A 20,343-nucleotide genomic window follows, 5' to 3' on the forward strand; every position below is an offset into this window, starting at 1 on the left:
AGAAGACAGTCAAGAGTGCCGAATAATCAACGTTCCACCCATGAGCAACCAGCATCGGACATGCGCCGATGTACTGGCCCTGGACCACCAGACAATGTCTGGCGGCCTAGATGCTCCTTAGAAAGGAGGTGATCCAGCCGCACCTTCCGGTACGGCTACCTTGTTACGACTTCGTCCCAATCGCCAGTCCCACCTTCGACAGCTCCCTCCCCGTAAGGGGTTGGGCCACCGGCTTCGGGTGTTACCGACTTTCGTGACGTGACGGGCGGTGTGTACAAGGCCCGGGAACGTATTCACCGCAGCAATGCTGATCTGCGATTACTAGCAACTCCGACTTCATGGGGTCGAGTTGCAGACCCCAATCCGAACTGAGACCGGCTTTTTGAGATTCGCTCCGCCTCACGGCATCGCAGCTCATTGTACCGGCCATTGTAGCACGTGTGCAGCCCAAGACATAAGGGGCATGATGACTTGACGTCGTCCCCACCTTCCTCCGAGTTGACCCCGGCAGTCTCCTGTGAGTCCCCATCACCCCGAAGGGCATGCTGGCAACACAGAACAAGGGTTGCGCTCGTTGCGGGACTTAACCCAACATCTCACGACACGAGCTGACGACAGCCATGCACCACCTGTACACCGACCACAAGGGGGCACCCATCTCTGGATGTTTCCGGTGTATGTCAAGCCTTGGTAAGGTTCTTCGCGTTGCGTCGAATTAAGCCACATGCTCCGCTGCTTGTGCGGGCCCCCGTCAATTCCTTTGAGTTTTAGCCTTGCGGCCGTACTCCCCAGGCGGGGAACTTAATGCGTTAGCTGCGGCACCGACGACGTGGAATGTCGCCAACACCTAGTTCCCACCGTTTACGGCGTGGACTACCAGGGTATCTAATCCTGTTCGCTCCCCACGCTTTCGCTCCTCAGCGTCAGTAATGGCCCAGAGATCCGCCTTCGCCACCGGTGTTCCTCCTGATATCTGCGCATTTCACCGCTACACCAGGAATTCCGATCTCCCCTACCACACTCTAGTCTGCCCGTATCGAATGCAGACCCGGGGTTAAGCCCCGGGCTTTCACATCCGACGCGACAGACCGCCTACGAGCTCTTTACGCCCAATAATTCCGGACAACGCTTGCGCCCTACGTATTACCGCGGCTGCTGGCACGTAGTTAGCCGGCGCTTCTTCTGCAGGTACCGTCACTTTCGCTTCTTCCCTGCTGAAAGAGGTTTACAACCCGAAGGCCGTCATCCCTCACGCGGCGTCGCTGCATCAGGCTTTCGCCCATTGTGCAATATTCCCCACTGCTGCCTCCCGTAGGAGTCTGGGCCGTGTCTCAGTCCCAGTGTGGCCGGTCGCCCTCTCAGGCCGGCTACCCGTCGTCGCCTTGGTGAGCCACTACCTCACCAACAAGCTGATAGGCCGCGGGCTCATCCTGCACCGCCGGAGCTTTGAACCCACCCCCATGCGAGGGAAGGTATTATCCGGTATTAGACCCCGTTTCCAGGGCTTGTCCCAGAGTGCAGGGCAGATTGCCCACGTGTTACTCACCCGTTCGCCACTAATCCACCCCGAAAGGCTTCATCGTTCGACTTGCATGTGTTAAGCACGCCGCCAGCGTTCGTCCTGAGCCAGGATCAAACTCTCCGTGAATGTTTACCGGATATCCGGTGCACACACACGAGAGCGGAACAGTCAAGCGGAATAAGCCCGACCGTTCACAGCGTCCTCGCTGTGTTTGTGTTACTTCAAAGGAACCTCGAACTCACAGAACATTCCGTGAGCCGGGGTATCAACAAATCTGGCGTTGATTTTTGGCACGCTGTTGAGTTCTCAAGGAACGGACGCTTCCTTCGTACTCACCCAAGAGACTCTCTCAGGCTTTCCTCCGGGCAGTTTCCCTTCGGTCCTACTGTTTAACTTTGTCTTGCTGTCTTGCGTTTCCGACTCTATCAGACCGTTTCCGTATCCGATTTCCTCGGTGCTTTCCAGGTTTTCGCTTTCGCGTTTCCCTTTCTGGCGAGTCCGACTCTACCAGATCCTTTCGGGCCTGATTCCCAGTCAGTGGGGCTTGTCCTCCCGGCCGTTGGGCCGTTCCGACGAGTGAGACTTTAGCGGATTCCCTGCCTCCCGAGCCAATCGGGGGGTGCGTCCTTTCGAACGCGGATTCCTCATTTCACAAATACGCATGCCAATGACATGCCACCGGCGCGACGACAGGTCGTCGACCGTTGCTGGGTACCTGCGGAGTGGCTGTCCGGGGACCGACCGGGGTCGGCGCTCACGTCGAACAACTCGGAGAACACTACGTATGGCCCTGGGGTGTGTCAACTCGGTGCCGGTAAGGGGGTTGGCCCGCCGGGTGGGGTGGGCTCAATCAGGAGGTGGAGAGGAGATGACACGGGTCTTCAGCGGGATCAGGCCGACCGGACATCTGACGCTGGGGAACCACCTGGGGGCCATGCGACGGTGGGCCGCCGTGGACCAGCACCGGGCGGACTCCCTGTTCTGCGTCGTCGATCTGCACGCGCTGACCGTGGACCACGATCCCGCGCGCGTGCGCCGGCTGAGCAGGCAGGCGGCGACTCTGCTGTTGGCGTCGGGGCTCGATCCCGAGCTGTGCGCCGTCTTCGTACAGAGTCATAGGGAGAAGGCGGCACGGGAGCGGGCTCGGGGTGGGAGTGTGCGGCTGTCGTTGCTGACGTATCCCGTACTGATGGCGGTTGACATCCTGGCGTAAGGCGCCGACGAGGTGCCGGTCGGGGACGATCAGACGCAGCATGTCGAGCTGACCCGGGATCTGGCGGTGCGGTTCAACCAGCGGTACGGGCACACGTTCGTGGTGCCTCGGGCCACGCGCCCGGCGGTGGGTGCGCGGATCCCGGGTTTGCGGAGTGGGTGCTGCGGGAGGGGCGGAGAGAGCTCGGGCGAGGGCGCGGGCGGCTGTTGATGCCGCCTGTCGGGCTGTCGGACTGCTGCCGGCTGCTTCCGAGTCCCGGGCCCGGGCCGTGGTCGACACGGCCCGGTATGCGCGGTGGGGGGGGCGGCTTCAGCTGGTGTTGCCGGAGGCCAGGGCTCGGCTGCGGTCGCGGGCGGCTTCCAGGGCGGCGATGAGGGCGGCTCGTACGCCGTGGTTCTCGAGTTCACGGATGGCGCTGATCGTGGTGCCCGCGGGGGACGTGACGTTCTCGCGGAGCTTCACGGGGTGTTCGCCGCTGTCGCGGAGCATCACGGCGGCGCCGATCGCGGACTGGACGATCAGGTCGTGGGCCTTGTCTCGGGGCAGGCCGAGGAGGATGCCGGCGTCCGTCATGGCTTCGACCAGATAGAAGAAGTACGCCGGGCCGGAGCCGGAGAGTGCGGTGCACGCGTCCTGCTGGGACTCGGGGACGCGGAGCGTCTTGCCGACGGCGCCGAAGATCTCGTCGGCGTGGGCGAGGTGGTCGGCGGTGGCGTGGCTGCCGGCGGAGATGACCGACATGGCCTCGTCGACGAGGGCCGGGGTGTTCGTCATGACGCGGACGACCGGGGTGCCGGGGGTGAGGCGGGCCTCGAAGAAGGAGGTCGGGATGCCGGCGGCGCCGCTGATGACCAGGCGGTCGTTGGGGACGTGAGGGGCGAGTTCGTCGAGGAGGGTGCCCATGTCCTGCGGTTTGACCGTGAGGATCAGGGTGTCGGCGGTCTTTGCCGCCTCCGGGTTGGTGACCGGGGTCACTCCGTAGCGGGTGCGGAGTTCTTCGGCTCGTTCCGGGCGGCGGGCGGTGACCAGGAGGTCGGCGGGGGCCCAGCCGGCTCGGATCATTCCGCTGAGCAGGGCTTCGCCGATTTTGCCGGTGCCGAGGACTGCGACTTTCTGGGTCATGGTTTGGGTGCCCTCCGGGGGTTGCGTCGTCCGGGGTCATCCTCGCATCGGGGGCGGGTGGGTGGAGGGTGTGTCCGGTGGGCGGGATGTTTTCGCCCCCGCCGCCCCTACCCGTCCCATCCCGTTCCCGGGGGCTGCGCACCCAGACCCCCCTGTCGGCCCTGAAGGGGCCTCGTCCTCAAACGCCGGACAGGCTGGAGGTGCGGGCCGGGGCTGGAGAAGTGCTCGTCACTGGGTTCGGCGGCGGAGGGTTGCCGCGCCCAGGGTGAGGACCAGTAGGGCGCAGGACGCGACGATCAGGGTGTCGCGTACGAACGTGGCTGTGATGTCGGGGTGGGTGAGGACCTGGTTCATGCCGTCCACCGCGTAGGACATGGGGAGAACGTCGGAGATCGCTTCCAGGACCGGGTGCATGTTGGAGCGGGGAGTGAAGAGGCCGCAGAGGAGGAGCTGGGGGAAGATCACCGCCGGCATGAACTGGACCGCCTGGAATTCCGAGGACGCGAAGGCCGAGACGAAGAGGCCGAGGGCGGTACCCAGGAGGGCGTCCAGCAGGGCCACCAGGAGGAGCAGCCAGGGGGATCCCGTGACGTCGAGGCCCAGGACCCAGACCGCCAGACCTGTGGCCAGGGCCGACTGGATGATCGCGAGGATTCCGAAGGCCAGGGCGTAGCCGGCGATGAGGTCGCCCTTGCCGAGGGGCATGGCGAGGAGGCGTTCGAGGGTGCCCGAGGTGCGTTCGCGCAGGGTGGCGATCGAGGTCACCAGGAACATCGTGATCAGGGGGAAGATCCCGAGGAGCGATGCGCCGATGCCGTCGAACGTGCGCGCGCTGCCGTCGAAGACGTAGCGGAGCAGGATGAGGAGCAGGCTCGGGAGCACGATCAGCATCGCGATGGTGCGTCGGTCGTGACGGAGTTGCGCCAGGACCCGGATCGCGGTGGCGATGGTTCGGGAGGCGTTCAGGGGGGTGGGGACGGTGTTGGCGGTGGTGGTCACTTGGCGTGCTCCCCCTTCTTTGCCTGCGGGTCTTTCGCCTCGTCCACCAGGTGGAGGAACGCCGCCTCCACCGTGTCCGTCGCTGTGCGGGTGCGGAGGGCGTCCGGGGTGTCGTCGGCGAGGAGTTCGCCCTCGCGCATGAGGAGGAGGCGGTGGCAGCGTTCGGCCTCGTCCATGACGTGGGAGGAGATGAGGAGCGTCGCTCCGCGGGTGGCCGCGATGGTGTGGAAGAGGGCCCAGAGGTCGCGGCGGAGGACGGGGTCCAGGCCTACCGTCGGTTCGTCCAGGACCAGGAGTTCGGGCGTGCCGAGGAGTGCCACCGCCAGGGATACGCGGCTGCGCTGGCCGCCGGAGAGGTTGCCCGCGAGAGCGTCGGCGCGGGCGGTGAGGTCGACGTCGGCGATGGCGCGGGTGACGTTCTCCTGGCGGCGTTCGGCGGCTGCGCGGCCGGGGTCGAGGATCGCGGCGAAGTAGGCCAGGTTCTGACGGACCGTCAGGTCGTCGTAGACCGAGGGGGCCTGGGTCACGTAGCCGATGCGCGTGCGGAGGGTGGCGTGGCCGGCGGGGTGGCCCAGGACGTCCAGCGTGCCGGTGACCTTGGCCTGCGTGCCGACGATCGCCCGCATGAGGGTCGACTTTCCGCAGCCCGACGGTCCGAGCAGGCCGGTGATCTGGCCGCGCGGGACGGTGAAGTCCAGGCCGTGGAGGACGTTGCGGGTGCCTCGTACGACGGTGAGGGCTTCGGCTTGGACAGCTGCGGCAACGGTGGTTGCGGCGGGTTCGGCGGGCCTTCCAGGAGGGGGATCGCTGTAATTCATCATGTGATGAATAATGCTCTCGGGCCGGGGGCTCGTCAAGTGCGGCGGACATGCGTGTGCGGCGGCCCTGGAGGGGTGGGCCGCCGCACGAGGGAGAGGGCGAAGGAGAAGGAGGGGGGTGGTCAGGTGGCTGGGGTTTTGGCTACCAGGAGGTCTACGTCGTAGGTCTCCTCGACCGTTTCGGCCGGGAAGAGCTTGAGGAGGAGGTTCCGTTCCTCCGACAGGAAGGCGGCGACGGCCTCCTTGTCGTGGACCAGGAAGACCGAGTGGCTGCCGATGTTGGCCAGGTGGGTGTCGATCGTGACCTGCCGGCTCCAGCGGAGCTGGCGGCGAGCGAAGTCGAGGCGGCCCGAGGGGTCGGCGGCGCGGCTGGGGGCCCCGCTCTTCGCCACGGCCGTGTCCACGCCGAAGAAGTACTCGATGCGGTTCGCCTGGGCAGCGATCCAGGGGATGTCCAGGACGTACGTGTTCCACCACAGGGCGAGTGCGCCGCCTGGGCGCAGGACCCGGAGGGCCTCCGGGACGGCGAGGTCCGGGTCGGTCCAGTGCCAGGACTGGGCGTAGGTGAGGAAGTCGACGGAGGCGTCGGCCAGGGGGAGGGCGTTGCCGTTGCCTCGGACGATCGGCACGTCCGGGAGGGTGCGGCGGAACTGGGCCGCCATGCCGTCGCCGGGTTCCACGGCGATCACGTGGGCGCCTCGGGAGTGGAGGAGGGCGGTGGATATGCCGGTGCCGGCGCCGATGTCCGCGACGCGGGAGCCGGTGAGGGGGTGGGCGGCCAGGTGCTCCACGGTGTCCAGGAGGGCGGGTGGGTACGAGGGGCGGTTCTGCGCGTATTGGGCTGCGGCCGCGTTGAAGGAGGTGGCTCGGGAGGAGGTGGGGGGCTGGGTGGAAGCCGTCATGTGGACATGGTGGCCGGGGGTGTTGGTGGGGGGAGGCGGTTTGGGTAAGTGTTGGGTGGTAGGTGGCCGTACCTGGGAGTGTCCCCCGCCCAGATCCTCAGGTGTCCTCTCGAGTTTTCCGCTTTGCCGGGTTTCCTGTGCGGCGCGTTGTGCGGCGCGTCTGTTGGGCGCGTGAGGCCTCGTACTCCCGGCGGTGGAGGGACTCGCCGGGGGCCTCTTTCAGGGAGCGGAGGAAGTAGGCGGTCAGGGTGCCTACGAAGCCGATCGTGAGGAGGCCCCGCAGAGAGGCCTGGCGGGCCGGGTCCGGATGGGTGGTGAAGGCGCCCCAGGTGTGGCCGAACGCCAGTGCGCTGCACACCGCGAACATGACCACCACCAGGAGGGTGACGACACCTCCCACCTCCGCGATCCGCAGGCCCTCGTAGGCGAAGCGCAGGATGAAGCAGGACGCGATCGTCGCCGCCAGCGAACCGGCGGCCACTCCCACCCGGCGTGCCGTGTAGCCGGCGTCGTGGTTCACCCACGTCGTGCCGAAGAAGCGGAGGGGCTCCGGGCGGGGGTCTTTACGTGCGTCGCCTGTCGTACCGGTCTTGTCGCTCACCCCTCGATTATCACCAGCCGGGCACCGGCACCGAATGACGATGCGAATTCGGGTTCGGGTGCCGGTGCCCGGGTGGGTTACGAGGTCAGGAGCAGTGCGGTGCCACGTAGCCGTCGCTGCCCGTCAGGACGTACGCGTCCGAGACGTACTCGCCGTTGTCGATGTTGTCCCAGATGTTCGACGTACCGTACGGGCCGGCTATCGCCTCGCCGGGACGCTGGCAGTAGATCGGGATCTTGGCGCCCTCGGCCAGTACACGGACGATGGCGTAGCTGGTACCGGGACCGCTGCGGACGTTGAGGCGGTAGCCAGGGGCGACCGAGTAGAAGCGGACAGACGTAGTCGCTGCCGCCGCTGTCGTGATCGTCAGCTCCGTGCGGCCCGAAGCGTCGTCGGGCGTTCTCTCCGCGATGTGGTCTGTGGACATGAAAAAACCTCCCCCGTTGGACCCCATGACTGCCATGGGGTCCCGTTGATACCCCTAAAACACGCCATGAAACACATGTGCGGAACTCGTACACCAACGTCAGCAAGCCGCCTCTGTCCCGTATCCCTCATCGACTAGGCTCCGTGCGTCGCGCGAGCGACCGAACAGCACGGGGGTGAGTCCATGACGCCACAGCGGAACGCCGGGTCCGGCGCGGAAGCGGAATTCCCTGAGTACGCCGGTCAGTACCGTCTGGACGCACGGCTGGGCTCCGGTGGCATGGGCGTGGTCCACCTGGCCCGGAGCACCTCCGGGATGAAGCTCGCCGTCAAGGTCGTACACGGCGAGTTCGCCAAGGACCCCGAGTTCAGGGGGCGGTTCCGGCAGGAGATCGCCGCCGCCCGGCGCGTCAGCGGTGCCTTCACCGCGCCCGTCGTCGATGCCGACCCCGACGCCGAACGGCCCTGGATGGCCACCCTGTTCATCCCCGGGCCGACCCTCGCCGACGAGGTGAAGCGGAACGGGTCCATGAGCGCCGGCCAGTTGCGGCGGCTGATGGCCGGGCTCGCCGAGGCGCTGCGGGACATCCACCGGGTCGGAGTCGTCCACCGGGATCTGAAGCCCAGCAACGTACTGCTCGCCGAGGACGGTCCGAAGGTCATCGACTTCGGCATATCTCGGCCGAAGGACAGCGAACTGCGGACCGAGACCGGCAAGTTGATCGGTACGCCGCCGTTCATGGCGCCCGAGCAGTTCCGGCGGCCACGCGAGGTGGGGCCCGCCGCCGACATCTTCGCCCTGGGGTCGGTGATGGTGCACGCGTCGACCGGGCGTGGACCGTTCGACTCCGACAGTCCGTACGTCGTCGCCTATCAAGTCGTGCACGACGAGCCCGACTTGACCGGTGTACCGCCAAACCTCGCCCCGCTGGTGCTGCGTTGCCTCGCCAAGGAGCCCGAGGACCGGCCCACTCCCGACGAACTGATGCGGGAACTCAGGTCGGTTGCCGCCTCGTACGACACCCAGTCGTTCGAACCCGAGCAGCCGCGCTTCCCGAGTTCCCCGAGCTCTCCGGACGAGGAGACGCACGTCCGGCAGGGAGGCGACGGCCGCTCCCCCGCGCCCTCTTCCTCCGACTCCCCTTCCCCCGGCGGGCGTTCGGGTCGGCGACGGCTGCGCAGGCGCGTGCTGCTCGCCGCCGGTGCCGTGGTCCTCGCCGCCGGGTGTGTCGTCGTCTCGCTGCGGTTGGCCGGGGGTGATCCGGTCGCCCCGCCCGCGGACGGTTCCTCCGGCGTCAGTACGACGGCCGCCGCGGCCGGTTTCCGGGCCTGGACGGCGCGGCCCGACCCTGACGGCGACGCCGGGATGCCCCAATGTGCCTACGGCGGCGGGAAGTTGTTCTGTGCCCAGCAGGGGCTCGTCTCCGCCGTCGACCCCACCGACGGCACCGTTCTGTGGCGCCACCCGATCGACGCGACCCTCATTCCGAACCGCCCGCCGGATCTGTCGGGCGGGTTGGTGCACCCCCCGCTGGACGGCGGCCCCCGGCTGGAGGCGCTCGACCCCGACACGGGCCGCACCCGCTGGCAGGAGACCGTCTCCGACCGTGTCGGCCTCAGGTACGCCGGCGGCATGACCCTCCTCACCGGCGCCGACGGCAAGGTCACCGGCGTCGACAGCGCCTCCGGCGACAGCAAGTGGAACCGGCGGATCGCCGGCCTCAGCGGCCCCCGGCTGTTCTCCTTCGCGGGCGACCAGCTCGCGTACGCCACGAACACGGGCGAGGACGGGGCGAGCACCCGGGTCGCCGCGCTGGATCCCGGCTCCGGTGACGTGCGCTGGCAGGAGAAGCTGGACGGGTATCTGCAGCCCATCGGCACCACCGACGCGGGCGCCTCCGTCTTCTTCGCCGCCCTCGACACCGTGTACAGCGACACGGTCGCCGTCGTCGACTACGACCCGGCGACCGGCGCCTCCCACAGGGTCGCGGTGCCCCTTCCGCTCCAGCGGGCCCATGGTGTCGTGCGCGGGAACATCGTCTACCTGACGGGCGGCGGAGGTTCGCTGATCGCCGTTGACCTGAAGGCGGGCAAGCAGCTCTGGCGGCTGGAGACGTCCGTGAGCCTCGGCTCGGCGCCGGCCACCGACGGGCGGTACGTGTACTTCACCGCCGCCGACGGACGGCTGCTCGCGGTGAACGCCCGTACGGGGAAGCTCGCGGGGCAGACACCGCCGCGGCTCGGACCTGCCTCGGACAAGGTCACGGCCTCGCTGTCCGCCCCCGTCGCCGCCGGCGGACGCGTCTACGCGAGCGCGCCCGACGGTTCCGTCTTCGCCGTGGACGCGGCGGACCCGGGCCGCTGGTGATCCGGGCCGGCTGAGACACGTACGGCGTCTGAAGCCCGTATATGCAGACCGTATATGCAGACCGTCTGAAGCCCGTGGAGGAGCAGGCGGAAAGCGGAAAAGGGCCGCTCCGGTGGGGAGCGGCCCCTTCGCGTGGATGGAGCTGGTCAGCCCAGCTTGGAGACGTCCCGGACCGCGCCCTTGTCGGCGCTCGTCGCCATCGCCGCGTAGGCGCGCAGGGCGGCGGAGACCTTGCGCTCGCGGGAGACGGGGGCGTAGACGCCGTTCAGGGCGTCGCGGCGGGCCGCCAGCTCGTCGTCCTCGACCAGGAGCTCGATCGTGCGGTTCGGGATGTCGATGCGGATGCGGTCGCCGTTGTTGACGAGGGCGATGGTGCCGCCGGAGGCCGCCTCGGGGGAGGCGTGGCCGATGGAGAGGCCCGAGGTGCCGCCGGAGAAGCGGCCGTCCGTGATCAGGGCGCAGGTCTTGCCGAGGCCGCGGCCCTTGAGGAACGAGGTCGGGTAGAGCATCTCCTGCATGCCGGGGCCGCCCTTGGGGCCCTCGTAGCGGATGACAACGACGTCGCCGTGCGTGATCTGCTTGTTGAGGATCTTCTCGACGGCTTCTTCCTGCGACTCGCAGACGACCGCGGGACCCTCGAAGGTCCAGATCGACTCGTCGACGCCGGCCGTCTTCACGACGCAGCCGTCGACCGCGAGGTTGCCCTTGAGGACCGCGAGGCCGCCGTCCTTCGAGTACGCGTGTTCGGCGCTGCGGATGCAGCCGCCGGCGGCGTCCGTGTCCAGGGCCTCCCAGCGCTCCGACTGGGAGAAGGCCTCGGCGGAGCGGACGCAGCCGGGCGCCGCGTGCCACAGTTCCAGGGCCTCGGCGGAGGGTGAGCCGCCGCGGACGTCCCAGTTCTTCAGCCAGTCCGCGAGGGACGAGCTGTGAACCGAGTTCACGTCCTCGTTGAGCAGGCCCGCGCGGTGCAGTTCGCCGAGGAGGGCGGGGATGCCGCCGGCCCGGTGCACGTCCTCCATGTAGTACGTGCGGTCCTTGGCGACGTTCGGCGCGACCTTCGCGAGGCACGGCACGCGGCGCGAGACCTCGTTGATGTCGTCCAGGTCGAACGGGACGCCCGCCTCCTGGGCGGCGGCCAGCAGGTGCAGGATCGTGTTGGTCGAGCCGCCCATGGCGATGTCGAGTGCCATGGCGTTCTGGAAGGCCGCGAAGGTGGCGACGTTGCGCGGCAGGACCGTCTCGTCGTCCTGCTCGTAGTAGCGGCGGGTGATGTCCATCACCGTGCGGCCGGCGTTCTCGTACAGGGCCTTGCGGGCCGTGTGCGTTGCCAGGACCGAGCCGTTGCCCGGGAGGGCGAGTCCGATGGCCTCCGCGAGGCAGTTCATCGAGTTGGCCGTGAACATGCCGGAACAGGAACCACAGGTCGGACAGGCGTTCTCCTCGATACGGAGGATGTCCTCGTCCGAGATGTTCTCGTTCACCGCGTCGGAGATCGCGTCGACGAGGTCGAGCGTGCGGACCGTGCCGTCGACGAGGGTCGCCCGGCCGGACTCCATCGGGCCGCCGGAGACGAAGACCGTGGGGATGTTCAGCCGCAGGGCGGCGTTCAGCATGCCCGGGGTGATCTTGTCGCAGTTCGAGATGCAGATCAGGGCGTCGGCGCAGTGGGCCTCGACCATGTACTCGACCGAGTCCGCGATGAGGTCGCGGGAGGGGAGGGAGTACAGCATGCCGCCGTGACCCATCGCGATGCCGTCGTCGACGGCGATCGTGTTGAACTCGCGCGGGATGCCTCCGGCGGCGGTGATGGCCTCGCTGACGATGCGGCCGACCGGCTGGAGGTGGGTGTGGCCGGGCACGAACTCGGTGAAGCTGTTCGCGACCGCGATGATCGGCTTCCGCCCGATGTCGGCACCCGGTACACCGGAGGCGCGCATAAGGGCGCGGGCGCCCGCCATGTTGCGGCCGTGGGTGACTGTGCGGGACCTCAGCTCGGGCATCTTCGCTCGCCTCGCTACTTCGGAGAGTTATGACTCCGTCGAGCGTACGCCGGTTATCCAGTGGGCGGACACATCGTCCGAAATGCGGGATGAGCGTCTCGGTTTTCGGGTGCGGGTTCGGTGGGGGCTGGCCGCGCAGTTCCCCGCGCCCCTAGTCGGGGCGCGCCCGGCTCACGGAGCTGTCAGATGGGTCTGGATCACGGGGGCCACCCTGGCGATGATCTCGTCCGGGTTCGCCGAGGCCAGGGGTTCGACCTTGATGACGTAGCGCAGCATCGCGATGCCGACGAGCTGGGCGGCGGCCAGTTCGGCGCGCAGTTCGGCGTCCGGGAGATTCAGCTGGGCGGCGACGCGGCGCAGCAGCTGGGCGGAGATCAGGCGGCGGAAGGCTCCGGCCGCGACCTCGTTGTTCACGGCGGAGCGGACGATCGCGAGCAGTGCCTTGCGGGTGGCCGGGTTCTCCCAGACCCCGAAGAAGAAACGGGCCAGCCGCTCCCCCACGCTGTCGAGGGGGCCGTCGGCGATCGTGCCGGGGGCGTTCAGGAGGGGGCCGACGGCGCCCTCGACGGACGCCTCGAAAACCTGCTCCTTCGTGCCGAAGTAGTGGTGCACCAGGGCCGAGTCCACCTCGGCGGCCTTGGCGATACCGCGTACGGACGTCTTCTCGTAGCCGCGCTCGGCGAACTCCTCGCGGGCCGCCGCCAGGATGCGGTCGCGGGCGGCCGGGGCGTCCGCGGAGTCCGTACGGGAGGGTCGTCCCCGGCGCCGCGGGGCTGCGCCGGTCATGGCCGCGGTCCCCCGCCGGGGACCGCTCTGACGGAGGAGGCCAGGTGGAGGCGGGTGAAGGCGAGTGCCTCGGCGAGGTCGGCGTCGCGCTCGGCGCTGGACATCGCGCGGCGGGTGTTGACCTCGATGACGACATGGCCGTCGAAACCGGTGAACGCGAGCCGTTCGAGCAGTTCGGCGCAGGGTTGCGTGCCGCGGCCGGGGACGAGGTGCTCGTCCTTGTTGGAGCCGTTGCCGTCGGCGAGGTGGACGTGGCCGAGGCGGTCGCCCATGAGGCCGACCATCTCCATGGCGTCGCTGCGGGCCGTCGCGGTGTGGCTGAGGTCGATGGTGAAGTGCCGGTAGTCGTCCTTCGTGACGTCCCAGTCGGGGGCGTACGCGAGCATCTCGCGGTCGCGGTAGCGCCAGGGGTACATGTTCTCGACGCCGAACCGGACGTCCGTCTCGTCGGCCATCCGCCAGATGCCGGTGACGAAGTCACGCGCGTACTGGCGCTGCCAGCGGAAGGGCGGGTGTACGACGACGGTCGTCGCGCCCAGTTTCTCGGCGGCGGCCTGGGCGCGCTGGAGCTTGGTCCAGGGGTCCGTGGACCAGACGCGCTGCGTGATGAGGAGGCAGGGCGCGTGGACGGCGAGGATGGGAACCTGGTGGTAGTCGCTCAGTCTGCGCAGGGCTTCGATGTCCTGGCTGACGGGGTCCGTCCAGACCATGACCTCGACACCGTCGTACCCGAGACGCGCGGCGATCTCGAAGGCCGTCGCCGTCGACTCCGGGTACACGGAGGCCGTGGACAGCGCGACCTTCGCATCCGGGATGCGTACGACTGGCTCCGCCATGGAGGACAGGTTACGGGGTGCGGTAGGTGGGGGTGGGCCTGGGGCGCCCGGCCGTCGTAAGGGTTCCGTTGTCGGGCGGGTGCGGGTGCGCTGTGGCTTGTCGCGCAGTTCCCCGCGCCCCTGGGGGTTGGCGCCCAGGTCGCTTCCAAGTGGGCCTACTCCGTGCCCATGTGGGTGCCCATGTGGTCCAGGCGGCGGAGGATGACGCCCTCTCGGAGGGCCCAGGGGCAGACCTCCAGGGTTTTCACGGCGAAGAGGTCCATCGCCGCCTCGGCCACCAGAGCGCCGGCGACAAGCTGGTTGGCCCGGCCTTCGGAGACGCCGGGGAGGGCCGCTCGTTCTGCCGTCGTCATGGAGGCGAGCTCGGGGACCAGGGCCTGCAGGGACTCGCGCTTCAGTTCGCGCTGGACGTAGAGACCGTCCGTCGAGCGGGCCGCACCGGCCAGCCGGGCGAGCTGCTTGAACGTCTTCGACGTGGCGACGACGTGGTCGGGGGCCCCGAAGCGGGTGAACTCGCCCACCGTACGGGCGATCTGGGCGCGGACATGGCGGCGCAGGGCCTTGATGTCCGCGGGGTCGGGCGGGTCGCCGGGGAGCCAGCCCGCGGTCAGGCGGCCGGCGCCGAGGGGGAGGGAGACGGCGGTGTCGGGTTCCTCGTCGATGCCGTAGGCGATCTCCAGGGAGCCGCCGCCGATGTCGAGGACGAGGATCTTGCCGGCCGACCAGCCGAACCAGCGGCGCGCGGCGAGGAAGGTGAGCCGGGCCTCCTCGGAGCCGGTCAGGACCTGGAGCTCCACGCCTGTTTCGGCCTGCACGCGTGCGAGGACGTCGTCGGCATTGCTGGCCTCACGCACGGCGGAGGTGGCGAACGGCAGCAGGTCCACCACGCCCTTGTCCTCGGCGGCCTGGAGCGCGTCCTGGATGACGGCGACGAGTTTGTCGACCCCCTCGGGGCCGATGGCTCCGGCGTCGTCGAGGAGTTGGGCGAGCCGCAGCTCGACCTTGTGCGAATGCGCGGGCAGCGGGCGCGCGCCGGGGTGTGCGTCCACCACCAGCAGATGCACCGTGTTCGATCCCACGTCGAGGACACCGAGTCTCATGGACGGAACGCTACTGCCCGCCGCGCCCGCATCCGTCCCCGGAGCGGTGCCGGAAGGGGCTCCGGGCGACTTACCCTGGACGCGTGCCAAAGACGAAAAAGGCAAAGGCCGACAAGTCGGCAACGTCAGCCCTCTCCGCGACGTCCACGAAGTCCCCGAAGTCCGTGAAACCTCCGAAGTCGGTGGTGGTGGGCGACGAGAAGGGGCTCGACTTCGCGCGCGCGTGGGTGGAGTTCCCTGATCCGGCGGACGACGAGCAGGTCTTCCGCTGTGATCTGACCTGGCTGACCTCGCGCTGGAACTGCGTCTTCGGAAGCGGCTGCCAGGGCATCCAGGCCGGCCGCGCGGACGACGGTTGCTGCACGCTGGGCGCCCATTTCTCCGACGAGGACGACGAGAAGCGCGTCGCCGGATTTGTGGCGCGGCTCACGCCCGACATCTGGCAGCACCACGACATCGGCACCGAGTCCGGCTGGACCTCGGAAGACGAGGAGGGCTCGCGGCAGACCCGGCCGTACCAGGGGTCCTGCATCTTCCAGAACCGGCCCGGGTTCGCGGGCGGCGCGGGCTGCTCGCTGCACATCCTGGCGCTGCGGGAGGGCCTGGAGCCGCTGGAGACCAAGCCGGACGTCTGCTGGCAGCTTCCGGTGCGGCGGACGTACGACTGGATCGACCGGCCCGACGACACGCGCGTGCTCCAGGTGTCGATCGGTGAGTACGACCGGCGCGGCTGGGGTCCGGGCGGCCACGACCTGCACTGGTGGTGCACGTCGGCGACCTCGGCGCACGGCGCGGGGGATCCGGTGTACGTCTCGTACCGGCCGGAGCTGATCGAGCTGATGGGCAAGGCGGGGTACGACCGGCTGGTCGAGCTCTGTGAGGAGCGGCTGGCGTCGCAGTTGCCGCTGCTGGCTCCGCATCCGGCTGATCCGGTGCGCTGAATCCGGTGCCCTGAACCCGGTCCGCCGTATCCCCTCCGCTGATCCCGTCTCCGCCGGCGCGGTGGGCTCAGGAGGCCGGCGCCTGGGGCGGGGCCCCGCTGTCGACGGGCGGTGACGAGCCTCCGGGGTCGGCGGGGGTCGAGGTCACGGAGGCCGTCGGGGTGGGGGTCGGCGTGGGCTCCGGGTCCGGCGACGAGGACGGTGGCGGGTCGCTGGGAGGCGGCGTCGCGGGCGCCGAGGTCGTCGGGTCGGGGTCCGGGGCCGGCGGGCTCGGGCGGGGCGGGCCGGGGGCCGGGGAGTTCGCCGGGATCGGGTCCGGGGGTGTGGGCGCGGTGCCGTACCCCTCGATGGAGACGACGGCTGCCGCCGGTGCGATGGACACGCGCGCGCTCCAGTGACCGGCCGGCTCGCGCAGCGGATCGACGTACACCTTGATCGTGAACGACTCGCCGGACCGCAGCGTTCCCGACGACCGGCTCGGATACAGCCAGGACGCCCCGGTGGACGCCGTCCAGCGCACCGGTGTGTGCCCGGACGCGGTGAGGGTGATGAGTGTGGTGTCGCCGTCGCTGGAGGCCTCCACGGTGAGCAGGCCCGGGCTCTCCTTCGCGCCGGGGACCGCGCTGACGACCTCCACGGAGACGTCCGGTGAGCCGTGGTCCTTCCTGACGAGGCCGCTGGCGGGTCCACTGCCGACGTTGCCCGCGTTGCCCGCGTTCTCGTAGCCGCCGCCCGCGGTCTCACCGTCGAGGATGTCGTGGCGCTGTGCCTCGCTCGCGGTGGCCGACCGGTCCGCCGGGCCGCCCTCGCCGCTCGTCGGCGCCCCGCGGTAGGCCGCCCACAGGGCGAGCACCGGAGCGGCGACGACAGTGGCGACGACCGTGGTCGTGACGGCACGCGCGCGGAGCCGGTCCCTTCGGGCGGCGCGGTCCTTGGGGTCCATCGGGAAGCCGCGCCGGTCGAAGCGCGGCGCCGCGGCCCGCGCGCGCGGGAGGTGCGCCATGGCGAGGTGCAGGGCCGCGCGGGGCGCCTCCAGGACGGGCAGTTCGGCAGGCGGGACGCTGGTGCCGGGCCAGGTGCCGGGGACGGCCCGCTCGGCGGTACGGCGACACCGCGGACAGTCGTCGACATGCCGGACCAGCTCGCGGCGCAGTGCCGTGCTGAGCACCAGCTGGTCGTCGCCGGTGAGACGGGAGACGCTCGGACAGGTACCGGTCTCGACGACGGCGAGGGCCGCGCGGGTGCGTTCGACCTCGCAGGCGGCGGAGGCGAGCAGTTCGCGGGCGGCGACGGCCTCCAGGCCCAGGACGGCGGCGACCTCGTGGGCGGCGAGCTTGTGGCGGACGGCCAGTTCGAGTGCCTCGCGCTGTTCGGGGGTGGTGCCGGCGGCCTCCGGCCAGGCCAGCTGGGCCAGTTCACGGCGGTGCGCCTCCTGGGCCTCCTCGGAGACGGGGACGGCGGCGTCGGGGGCGGCCTGGGACGCGGCGGTGGACGGCTGCCGTTTTCCGCGCCGCCCCGCCGCGTGGGTGCTCTGACGTTTCTGCTTGGCCTCGGCCAGCTTGCGCAGACAGGCCCAGCGGGCCAGGGCGTACAGCCAGGCCCTGCGGTCACCGCCGGACTCCGCAACACGCGGCCCGCGCGGGCTGCGGCGCTCCGCGAGCGCGAGGACGTCACCGAGGGCGGCGGTGGCCGTGTCGTGGTCGCACAGGACGGACAGGCAGTAGGTGAACAGGCCGTCCAGATACGGCTCGTAGCGCGCGGGCGGACGCTCGACCAGAGTGCGCCCCGCCGCCCGGTCGCGCGCCTCACGGTGCGACCGGTGCGCGCCGGGGCTGCGGGTCGGGGTGTCCGGACTACTGCTCATCACCCGTGCGACCGTAGGCGCCTTACGACGACCCCTTCTGCCACCTTGAGCACTTTTAATCCGTACGGGTGAAACGATCCCTCAATAGGGGACAGGAACCCCGGATTCCGTGGCCTGTTATCGACCTGACATGGCTGATTGACATCGGATGCGCGGCTTCGGACACCGGTCGCCGAGGGTGATGTCAGTGGTTCCGGTTACGGTTCGTCCCATGGTTGCCCGTACGAAGACCGCGAAGGACCGGCCGTCCTACCGCTGCACCGAGTGCGGCTGGCAGACGGTCAAGTGGCTCGGCCGCTGCGGCGAGTGCCAGGCGTGGGGCACGGTCGAGGAGTACGGCGCGCCCGCCGTCCGTACGACGGCACCCGGCCGCGTCACCACCTCCGCGGTCCCCATCGGCCAGGTCGACGTCCGCCAGGCCACCGCCCGCAGCACCGGCGTGCCCGAACTGGACCGCGTGCTGGGCGGCGGACTGGTCCCGGGTGCCGTGGTCCTGGTGGCCGGTGAACCGGGTGTGGGCAAGTCGACGCTCCTGCTGGACGTGGCGGCGAAGTCGGCGAGCGACGAGCACCGCACGCTCTACATCACGGGCGAGGAGTCCGCGAGCCAGGTCCGGCTGCGCGCCGACCGCATCAAGGCGATCGACGACCACCTGTATCTGGCCGCGGAGACTGACCTCGCGGCGGTGCTGGGCCATCTGGACGCCGTGAAACCGTCCCTCCTGATCCTCGACTCCGTCCAGACGGTGGCCTCGCCGGAGATCGACGGCGCGGCGGGCGGCATGGCGCAGGTCCGCGAGGTCGCCGGGGCGCTGATCCGCGCCTCCAAGGAGCGCGGCATGTCGACGCTCCTGGTGGGCCATGTCACCAAGGACGGCGCGATCGCCGGCCCGCGTCTCCTGGAACACCTGGTGGACGTGGTCCTGTCCTTCGAGGGCGACCGGCACGCCCGCCTCCGGCTCGTCCGGGGCGTCAAGAACCGCTACGGCACGACGGACGAGGTCGGCTGCTTCGAACTGCACGACGAGGGCATCACCGGTCTCGCCGACCCGAGCGGCCTGTTCCTGACCCGGCGCGCCGAGCCGGTTCCGGGCACCTGCCTGACCGTCACCCTGGAGGGCCGCCGCCCGCTCGTCGTCGAGGTCCAGGCGCTGACTGTCGACTCGCAGATCCCCTCCCCCAGGCGCACGACGTCGGGCCTGGAGACGTCCCGGGTCTCGATGATGCTCGCGGTTCTCGAACAACGGGGCAGGATCAGCGCGCTCGGAAAGCGGGACATCTATTCGGCGACGGTCGGCGGGGTGAAGCTCGCCGAGCCGTCCGCGGACCTCGCGATCGCCCTCGCGCTGGCCTCCGCCGCGAGCGACACCCCGCTGCCCAAGAACCTGGTCGCGATCGGCGAAGTGGGCCTCGCGGGCGAGGTCAGACGGGTGACGGGGGTCCAGCGCCGGCTGTCCGAAGCACACCGTCTGGGCTTCACCCACGCCCTCGTTCCCTCGGACCCCGGCAAGGTCCCCGCCGGTATGAAGGTCCTCGAAGTCGCCGACATGGGGGAGGCGCTCCGGGTGCTTCCGAGGTCGCGTAGGCGAGAGGCCCCACGGGACGACGAAGACCGCCGGTAGACTTTGCCCAGGTCTCGCCCGTCCGTACGAACAACGTGTGCGAACGGGAGCGCCTAAGAACCTGCGACCGGAGGAGTGCAGTGGCAGCCAACGACCGGGCAGCAGCTCCCGGAAAGTCCGGTGGGAGCTCCGGCGCCGATGGCCTGATGCGCGCCTCACTGAGCGCCGTGGCACCTGGCACGGCGCTGCGCGACGGGCTTGAGCGGATTCTCCGCGGCAACACCGGCGGACTCATCGTGCTCGGCTCCGACAAGACCGTCGAGGCGATGTGCACGGGCGGTTTCGTCCTGGACGTCGAGTTCTCGGCGACCCGGCTGCGCGAGCTGTGCAAGCTCGACGGCGGCATCGTGGTCTCCTCGGACCTGTCCAAGATCCTGCGGGCCGGCGTACAGCTGGTCCCCGACCCGACCATCCCCACCGAGGAGACGGGCACCCGGCACCGCACCGCCGACCGTGTGTCGAAGCAGGTGGGCTTCTCGGTGGTCTCCGTCTCCCAGTCCATGAGACTCATCGCGCTGTACGTGGACGGCCAGCGCCGTGTCCTGGAGGACTCGGCCGCGATCCTGTCCCGCGCGAACCAGGCCCTGGCGACCCTGGAGCGCTACAAGCTCCGCCTCGACGAGGTCGCGGGCACGCTCTCCGCGCTGGAGATCGAGGACCTGGTGACGGTCCGGGACGTCTCGGCGGTGGTGCAGCGGCTGGAGATGGTCCGTCTCATCGCGGCGGAGATCGCCGGGTACGTACTCGAGTTGGGCACCGACGGTCGCCTTCTGACTCTCCAGCTGGACGAGTTGATCGCGGGCGTGGAGCCGGAACGCGAGCTGGTGGTCCGGGACTACGTCCCCGAGCCGACCGCCAAACGCTCCCGCACGGTCGACGAGGCGCTCGCCGAACTCGACGCGCTCAGCCACGCCGAACTGCTCGAACTCTCCACGGTGGCCAAGGCCCTGGGCTACACCGGCTCACCGGAGACCCTCGACTCGGCGGTCTCTCCCCGCGGCTTCCGACTCCTGGCGAAGGTGCCGCGGCTGCCCGGCGCGATCATCGACCGCCTGGTGGAACACTTCGGCGGCCTGCAGAAGCTGCTGGCGGCGAGCGTCGACGACCTCCAGACGGTGGACGGCGTCGGCGAGGCGAGGGCGCGCAGCGTACGGGAGGGGCTGTCCAGGCTGGCGGAGTCGTCGATCCTGGAGCGGTACGTGTAACTACCGCCCAGCCCTGGTG

The 20,343-nt window shown here is 69.5% G+C and carries 15 protein-coding genes, 1 rRNA gene and 1 pseudogene; 5 read left to right on the forward strand and 12 right to left on the reverse strand.

Features of this window, described 5'->3' with window-relative positions:
* Positions 1 to 121: 121 nt before the first annotated feature.
* Positions 122 to 1,648, reverse strand: a 16S ribosomal RNA gene (locus OG241_RS24060).
* Positions 1,649 to 2,390: 742 nt separating this feature from the next.
* On the opposite strand from OG241_RS24060, the pseudogene OG241_RS24065 reads away from it, so the two are divergent.
* Positions 2,391 to 2,936: pseudogene (locus tag OG241_RS24065) on the forward strand (tryptophan--tRNA ligase); the annotation flags it as partial.
* A gap of 108 nt (positions 2,937 to 3,044) precedes the next feature.
* Here OG241_RS24065 and proC read toward each other — a convergent pair.
* The 6 genes from proC to OG241_RS24095 all read right to left on the reverse strand — a co-directional run bounded on the left by proC (position 3,045) and on the right by OG241_RS24095 (position 7,604).
* Positions 3,045 to 3,857 (reverse strand): pyrroline-5-carboxylate reductase, encoded by an 813-nt coding sequence (gene proC, locus OG241_RS24070; RefSeq protein WP_405817761.1) that lies wholly within the window; start codon positions 3,855 to 3,857, stop codon positions 3,045 to 3,047.
* A 228-nt stretch (positions 3,858 to 4,085) separates the two neighbouring features.
* A complete protein-coding gene (locus OG241_RS24075) occupies positions 4,086 to 4,856 on the reverse strand; it encodes an ABC transporter permease (protein WP_405817763.1) in 771 nt (256 codons plus the stop codon).
* The gene (locus tag OG241_RS24080) at positions 4,853 to 5,677 is read right to left on the reverse strand and encodes an ABC transporter ATP-binding protein (protein WP_405817765.1); all 825 of its coding nucleotides are present in this window, start codon (positions 5,675 to 5,677) and stop codon (positions 4,853 to 4,855) included. Before OG241_RS24080 ends, OG241_RS24075 begins: the two co-directional genes overlap by 4 nt.
* Before the next feature lie 119 nt (positions 5,678 to 5,796).
* On the reverse strand, positions 5,797 to 6,576 hold the full coding sequence (locus tag OG241_RS24085; RefSeq protein WP_405817767.1) for a class I SAM-dependent methyltransferase: 780 nt from the start codon (positions 6,574 to 6,576) through the stop codon (positions 5,797 to 5,799).
* 97 nt (positions 6,577 to 6,673) lie between these two features.
* Positions 6,674 to 7,177 (reverse strand): EamA/RhaT family transporter, encoded by a 504-nt coding sequence (locus OG241_RS24090; RefSeq protein WP_405817769.1) that lies wholly within the window; start codon positions 7,175 to 7,177, stop codon positions 6,674 to 6,676.
* 85 nt (positions 7,178 to 7,262) lie between these two features.
* A complete protein-coding gene (locus OG241_RS24095; RefSeq protein WP_405817771.1) occupies positions 7,263 to 7,604 on the reverse strand; it encodes an SH3 domain-containing protein in 342 nt (113 codons plus the stop codon).
* Positions 7,605 to 7,787: 183 nt separating this feature from the next.
* Here OG241_RS24095 and OG241_RS24100 point away from each other — a divergent pair, with 183 nt between their 5' ends.
* Positions 7,788 to 9,971, forward strand: coding sequence for a protein kinase domain-containing protein (locus tag OG241_RS24100; protein WP_405817773.1), 2,184 nt, complete (start codon positions 7,788 to 7,790; stop codon positions 9,969 to 9,971).
* A 146-nt stretch (positions 9,972 to 10,117) separates the two neighbouring features.
* Here the strand turns inward: OG241_RS24100 and ilvD are convergent, their stop codons facing one another.
* The 4 genes from ilvD to OG241_RS24120 form a co-directional block, all read right to left on the reverse strand.
* On the reverse strand, positions 10,118 to 11,971 hold the full coding sequence (gene ilvD, locus OG241_RS24105) for a dihydroxy-acid dehydratase (RefSeq protein ID WP_405817775.1): 1,854 nt from the start codon (positions 11,969 to 11,971) through the stop codon (positions 10,118 to 10,120).
* A gap of 171 nt (positions 11,972 to 12,142) precedes the next feature.
* Positions 12,143 to 12,757, reverse strand: a complete 615-nt coding sequence (locus OG241_RS24110) for a TetR family transcriptional regulator (protein WP_405817777.1) — start codon at positions 12,755 to 12,757, stop codon at positions 12,143 to 12,145.
* Positions 12,754 to 13,593, reverse strand: a complete 840-nt coding sequence (locus OG241_RS24115) for a sugar phosphate isomerase/epimerase (protein ID WP_319096903.1) — start codon at positions 13,591 to 13,593, stop codon at positions 12,754 to 12,756. The genes OG241_RS24110 and OG241_RS24115 overlap by 4 nt, the downstream gene beginning before the upstream one ends.
* Positions 13,594 to 13,748: 155 nt before the next feature.
* On the reverse strand, positions 13,749 to 14,693 hold the full coding sequence (locus tag OG241_RS24120) for a Ppx/GppA family phosphatase (protein WP_405817779.1): 945 nt from the start codon (positions 14,691 to 14,693) through the stop codon (positions 13,749 to 13,751).
* A gap of 83 nt (positions 14,694 to 14,776) precedes the next feature.
* Between OG241_RS24120 and OG241_RS24125 the strand changes: the two genes are divergently transcribed.
* Positions 14,777 to 15,634, forward strand: coding sequence for a hypothetical protein (locus OG241_RS24125; RefSeq protein WP_405817780.1), 858 nt, complete (start codon positions 14,777 to 14,779; stop codon positions 15,632 to 15,634).
* Between the two features lie 67 nt (positions 15,635 to 15,701).
* Here the strand turns inward: OG241_RS24125 and OG241_RS24130 are convergent, their stop codons facing one another.
* Entirely contained in the window at positions 15,702 to 17,501 is a 1,800-nt protein-coding gene (locus tag OG241_RS24130; protein WP_405817782.1) for a BACON domain-containing protein, read from the reverse strand.
* A 208-nt stretch (positions 17,502 to 17,709) separates the two neighbouring features.
* Between OG241_RS24130 and radA the strand changes: the two genes are divergently transcribed.
* Positions 17,710 to 19,119 carry a DNA repair protein RadA gene (radA, locus tag OG241_RS24135; RefSeq protein ID WP_405817784.1) on the forward strand — a complete coding sequence of 470 codons (1,410 nt, stop codon included), beginning with the start codon at positions 17,710 to 17,712 and terminating at the stop codon, positions 19,117 to 19,119.
* An 80-nt stretch (positions 19,120 to 19,199) separates the two neighbouring features.
* The gene (disA, locus tag OG241_RS24140) at positions 19,200 to 20,324 is read left to right on the forward strand and encodes a DNA integrity scanning diadenylate cyclase DisA (protein ID WP_405817786.1); all 1,125 of its coding nucleotides are present in this window, start codon (positions 19,200 to 19,202) and stop codon (positions 20,322 to 20,324) included.
* Positions 20,325 to 20,343: the final 19 nt, after the last annotated feature.

This window comes from Streptomyces sp. NBC_01390, assembly GCF_045040105.1.
In the GTDB taxonomy this organism is placed as follows: domain Bacteria; phylum Actinomycetota; class Actinomycetes; order Streptomycetales; family Streptomycetaceae; genus Streptomyces.

Coding starts and splice junctions, on each gene's coding strand:
- proC (WP_405817761.1), bottom strand. CDS start 3,857: ATGACCCAGAAAGTCGCAGTCCTCGGCACCGGCAAAATCGGCGAAGCC.
- OG241_RS24080 (WP_405817765.1), bottom strand. CDS start 5,677: ATGATGAATTACAGCGATCCCCCTCCTGGAAGGCCCGCCGAACCCGCC.
- OG241_RS24085 (WP_405817767.1), bottom strand. CDS start 6,576: ATGACGGCTTCCACCCAGCCCCCCACCTCCTCCCGAGCCACCTCCTTC.
- OG241_RS24095 (WP_405817771.1), bottom strand. CDS start 7,604: ATGTCCACAGACCACATCGCGGAGAGAACGCCCGACGACGCTTCGGGC.
- OG241_RS24100 (WP_405817773.1), top strand. CDS start 7,788: ATGACGCCACAGCGGAACGCCGGGTCCGGCGCGGAAGCGGAATTCCCT.
- ilvD (WP_405817775.1), bottom strand. CDS start 11,971: ATGCCCGAGCTGAGGTCCCGCACAGTCACCCACGGCCGCAACATGGCG.
- OG241_RS24110 (WP_405817777.1), bottom strand. CDS start 12,757: ATGACCGGCGCAGCCCCGCGGCGCCGGGGACGACCCTCCCGTACGGAC.
- OG241_RS24115 (WP_319096903.1), bottom strand. CDS start 13,593: ATGGCGGAGCCAGTCGTACGCATCCCGGATGCGAAGGTCGCGCTGTCC.
- OG241_RS24120 (WP_405817779.1), bottom strand. CDS start 14,693: ATGAGACTCGGTGTCCTCGACGTGGGATCGAACACGGTGCATCTGCTG.
- radA (WP_405817784.1), top strand. CDS start 17,710: ATGGTTGCCCGTACGAAGACCGCGAAGGACCGGCCGTCCTACCGCTGC.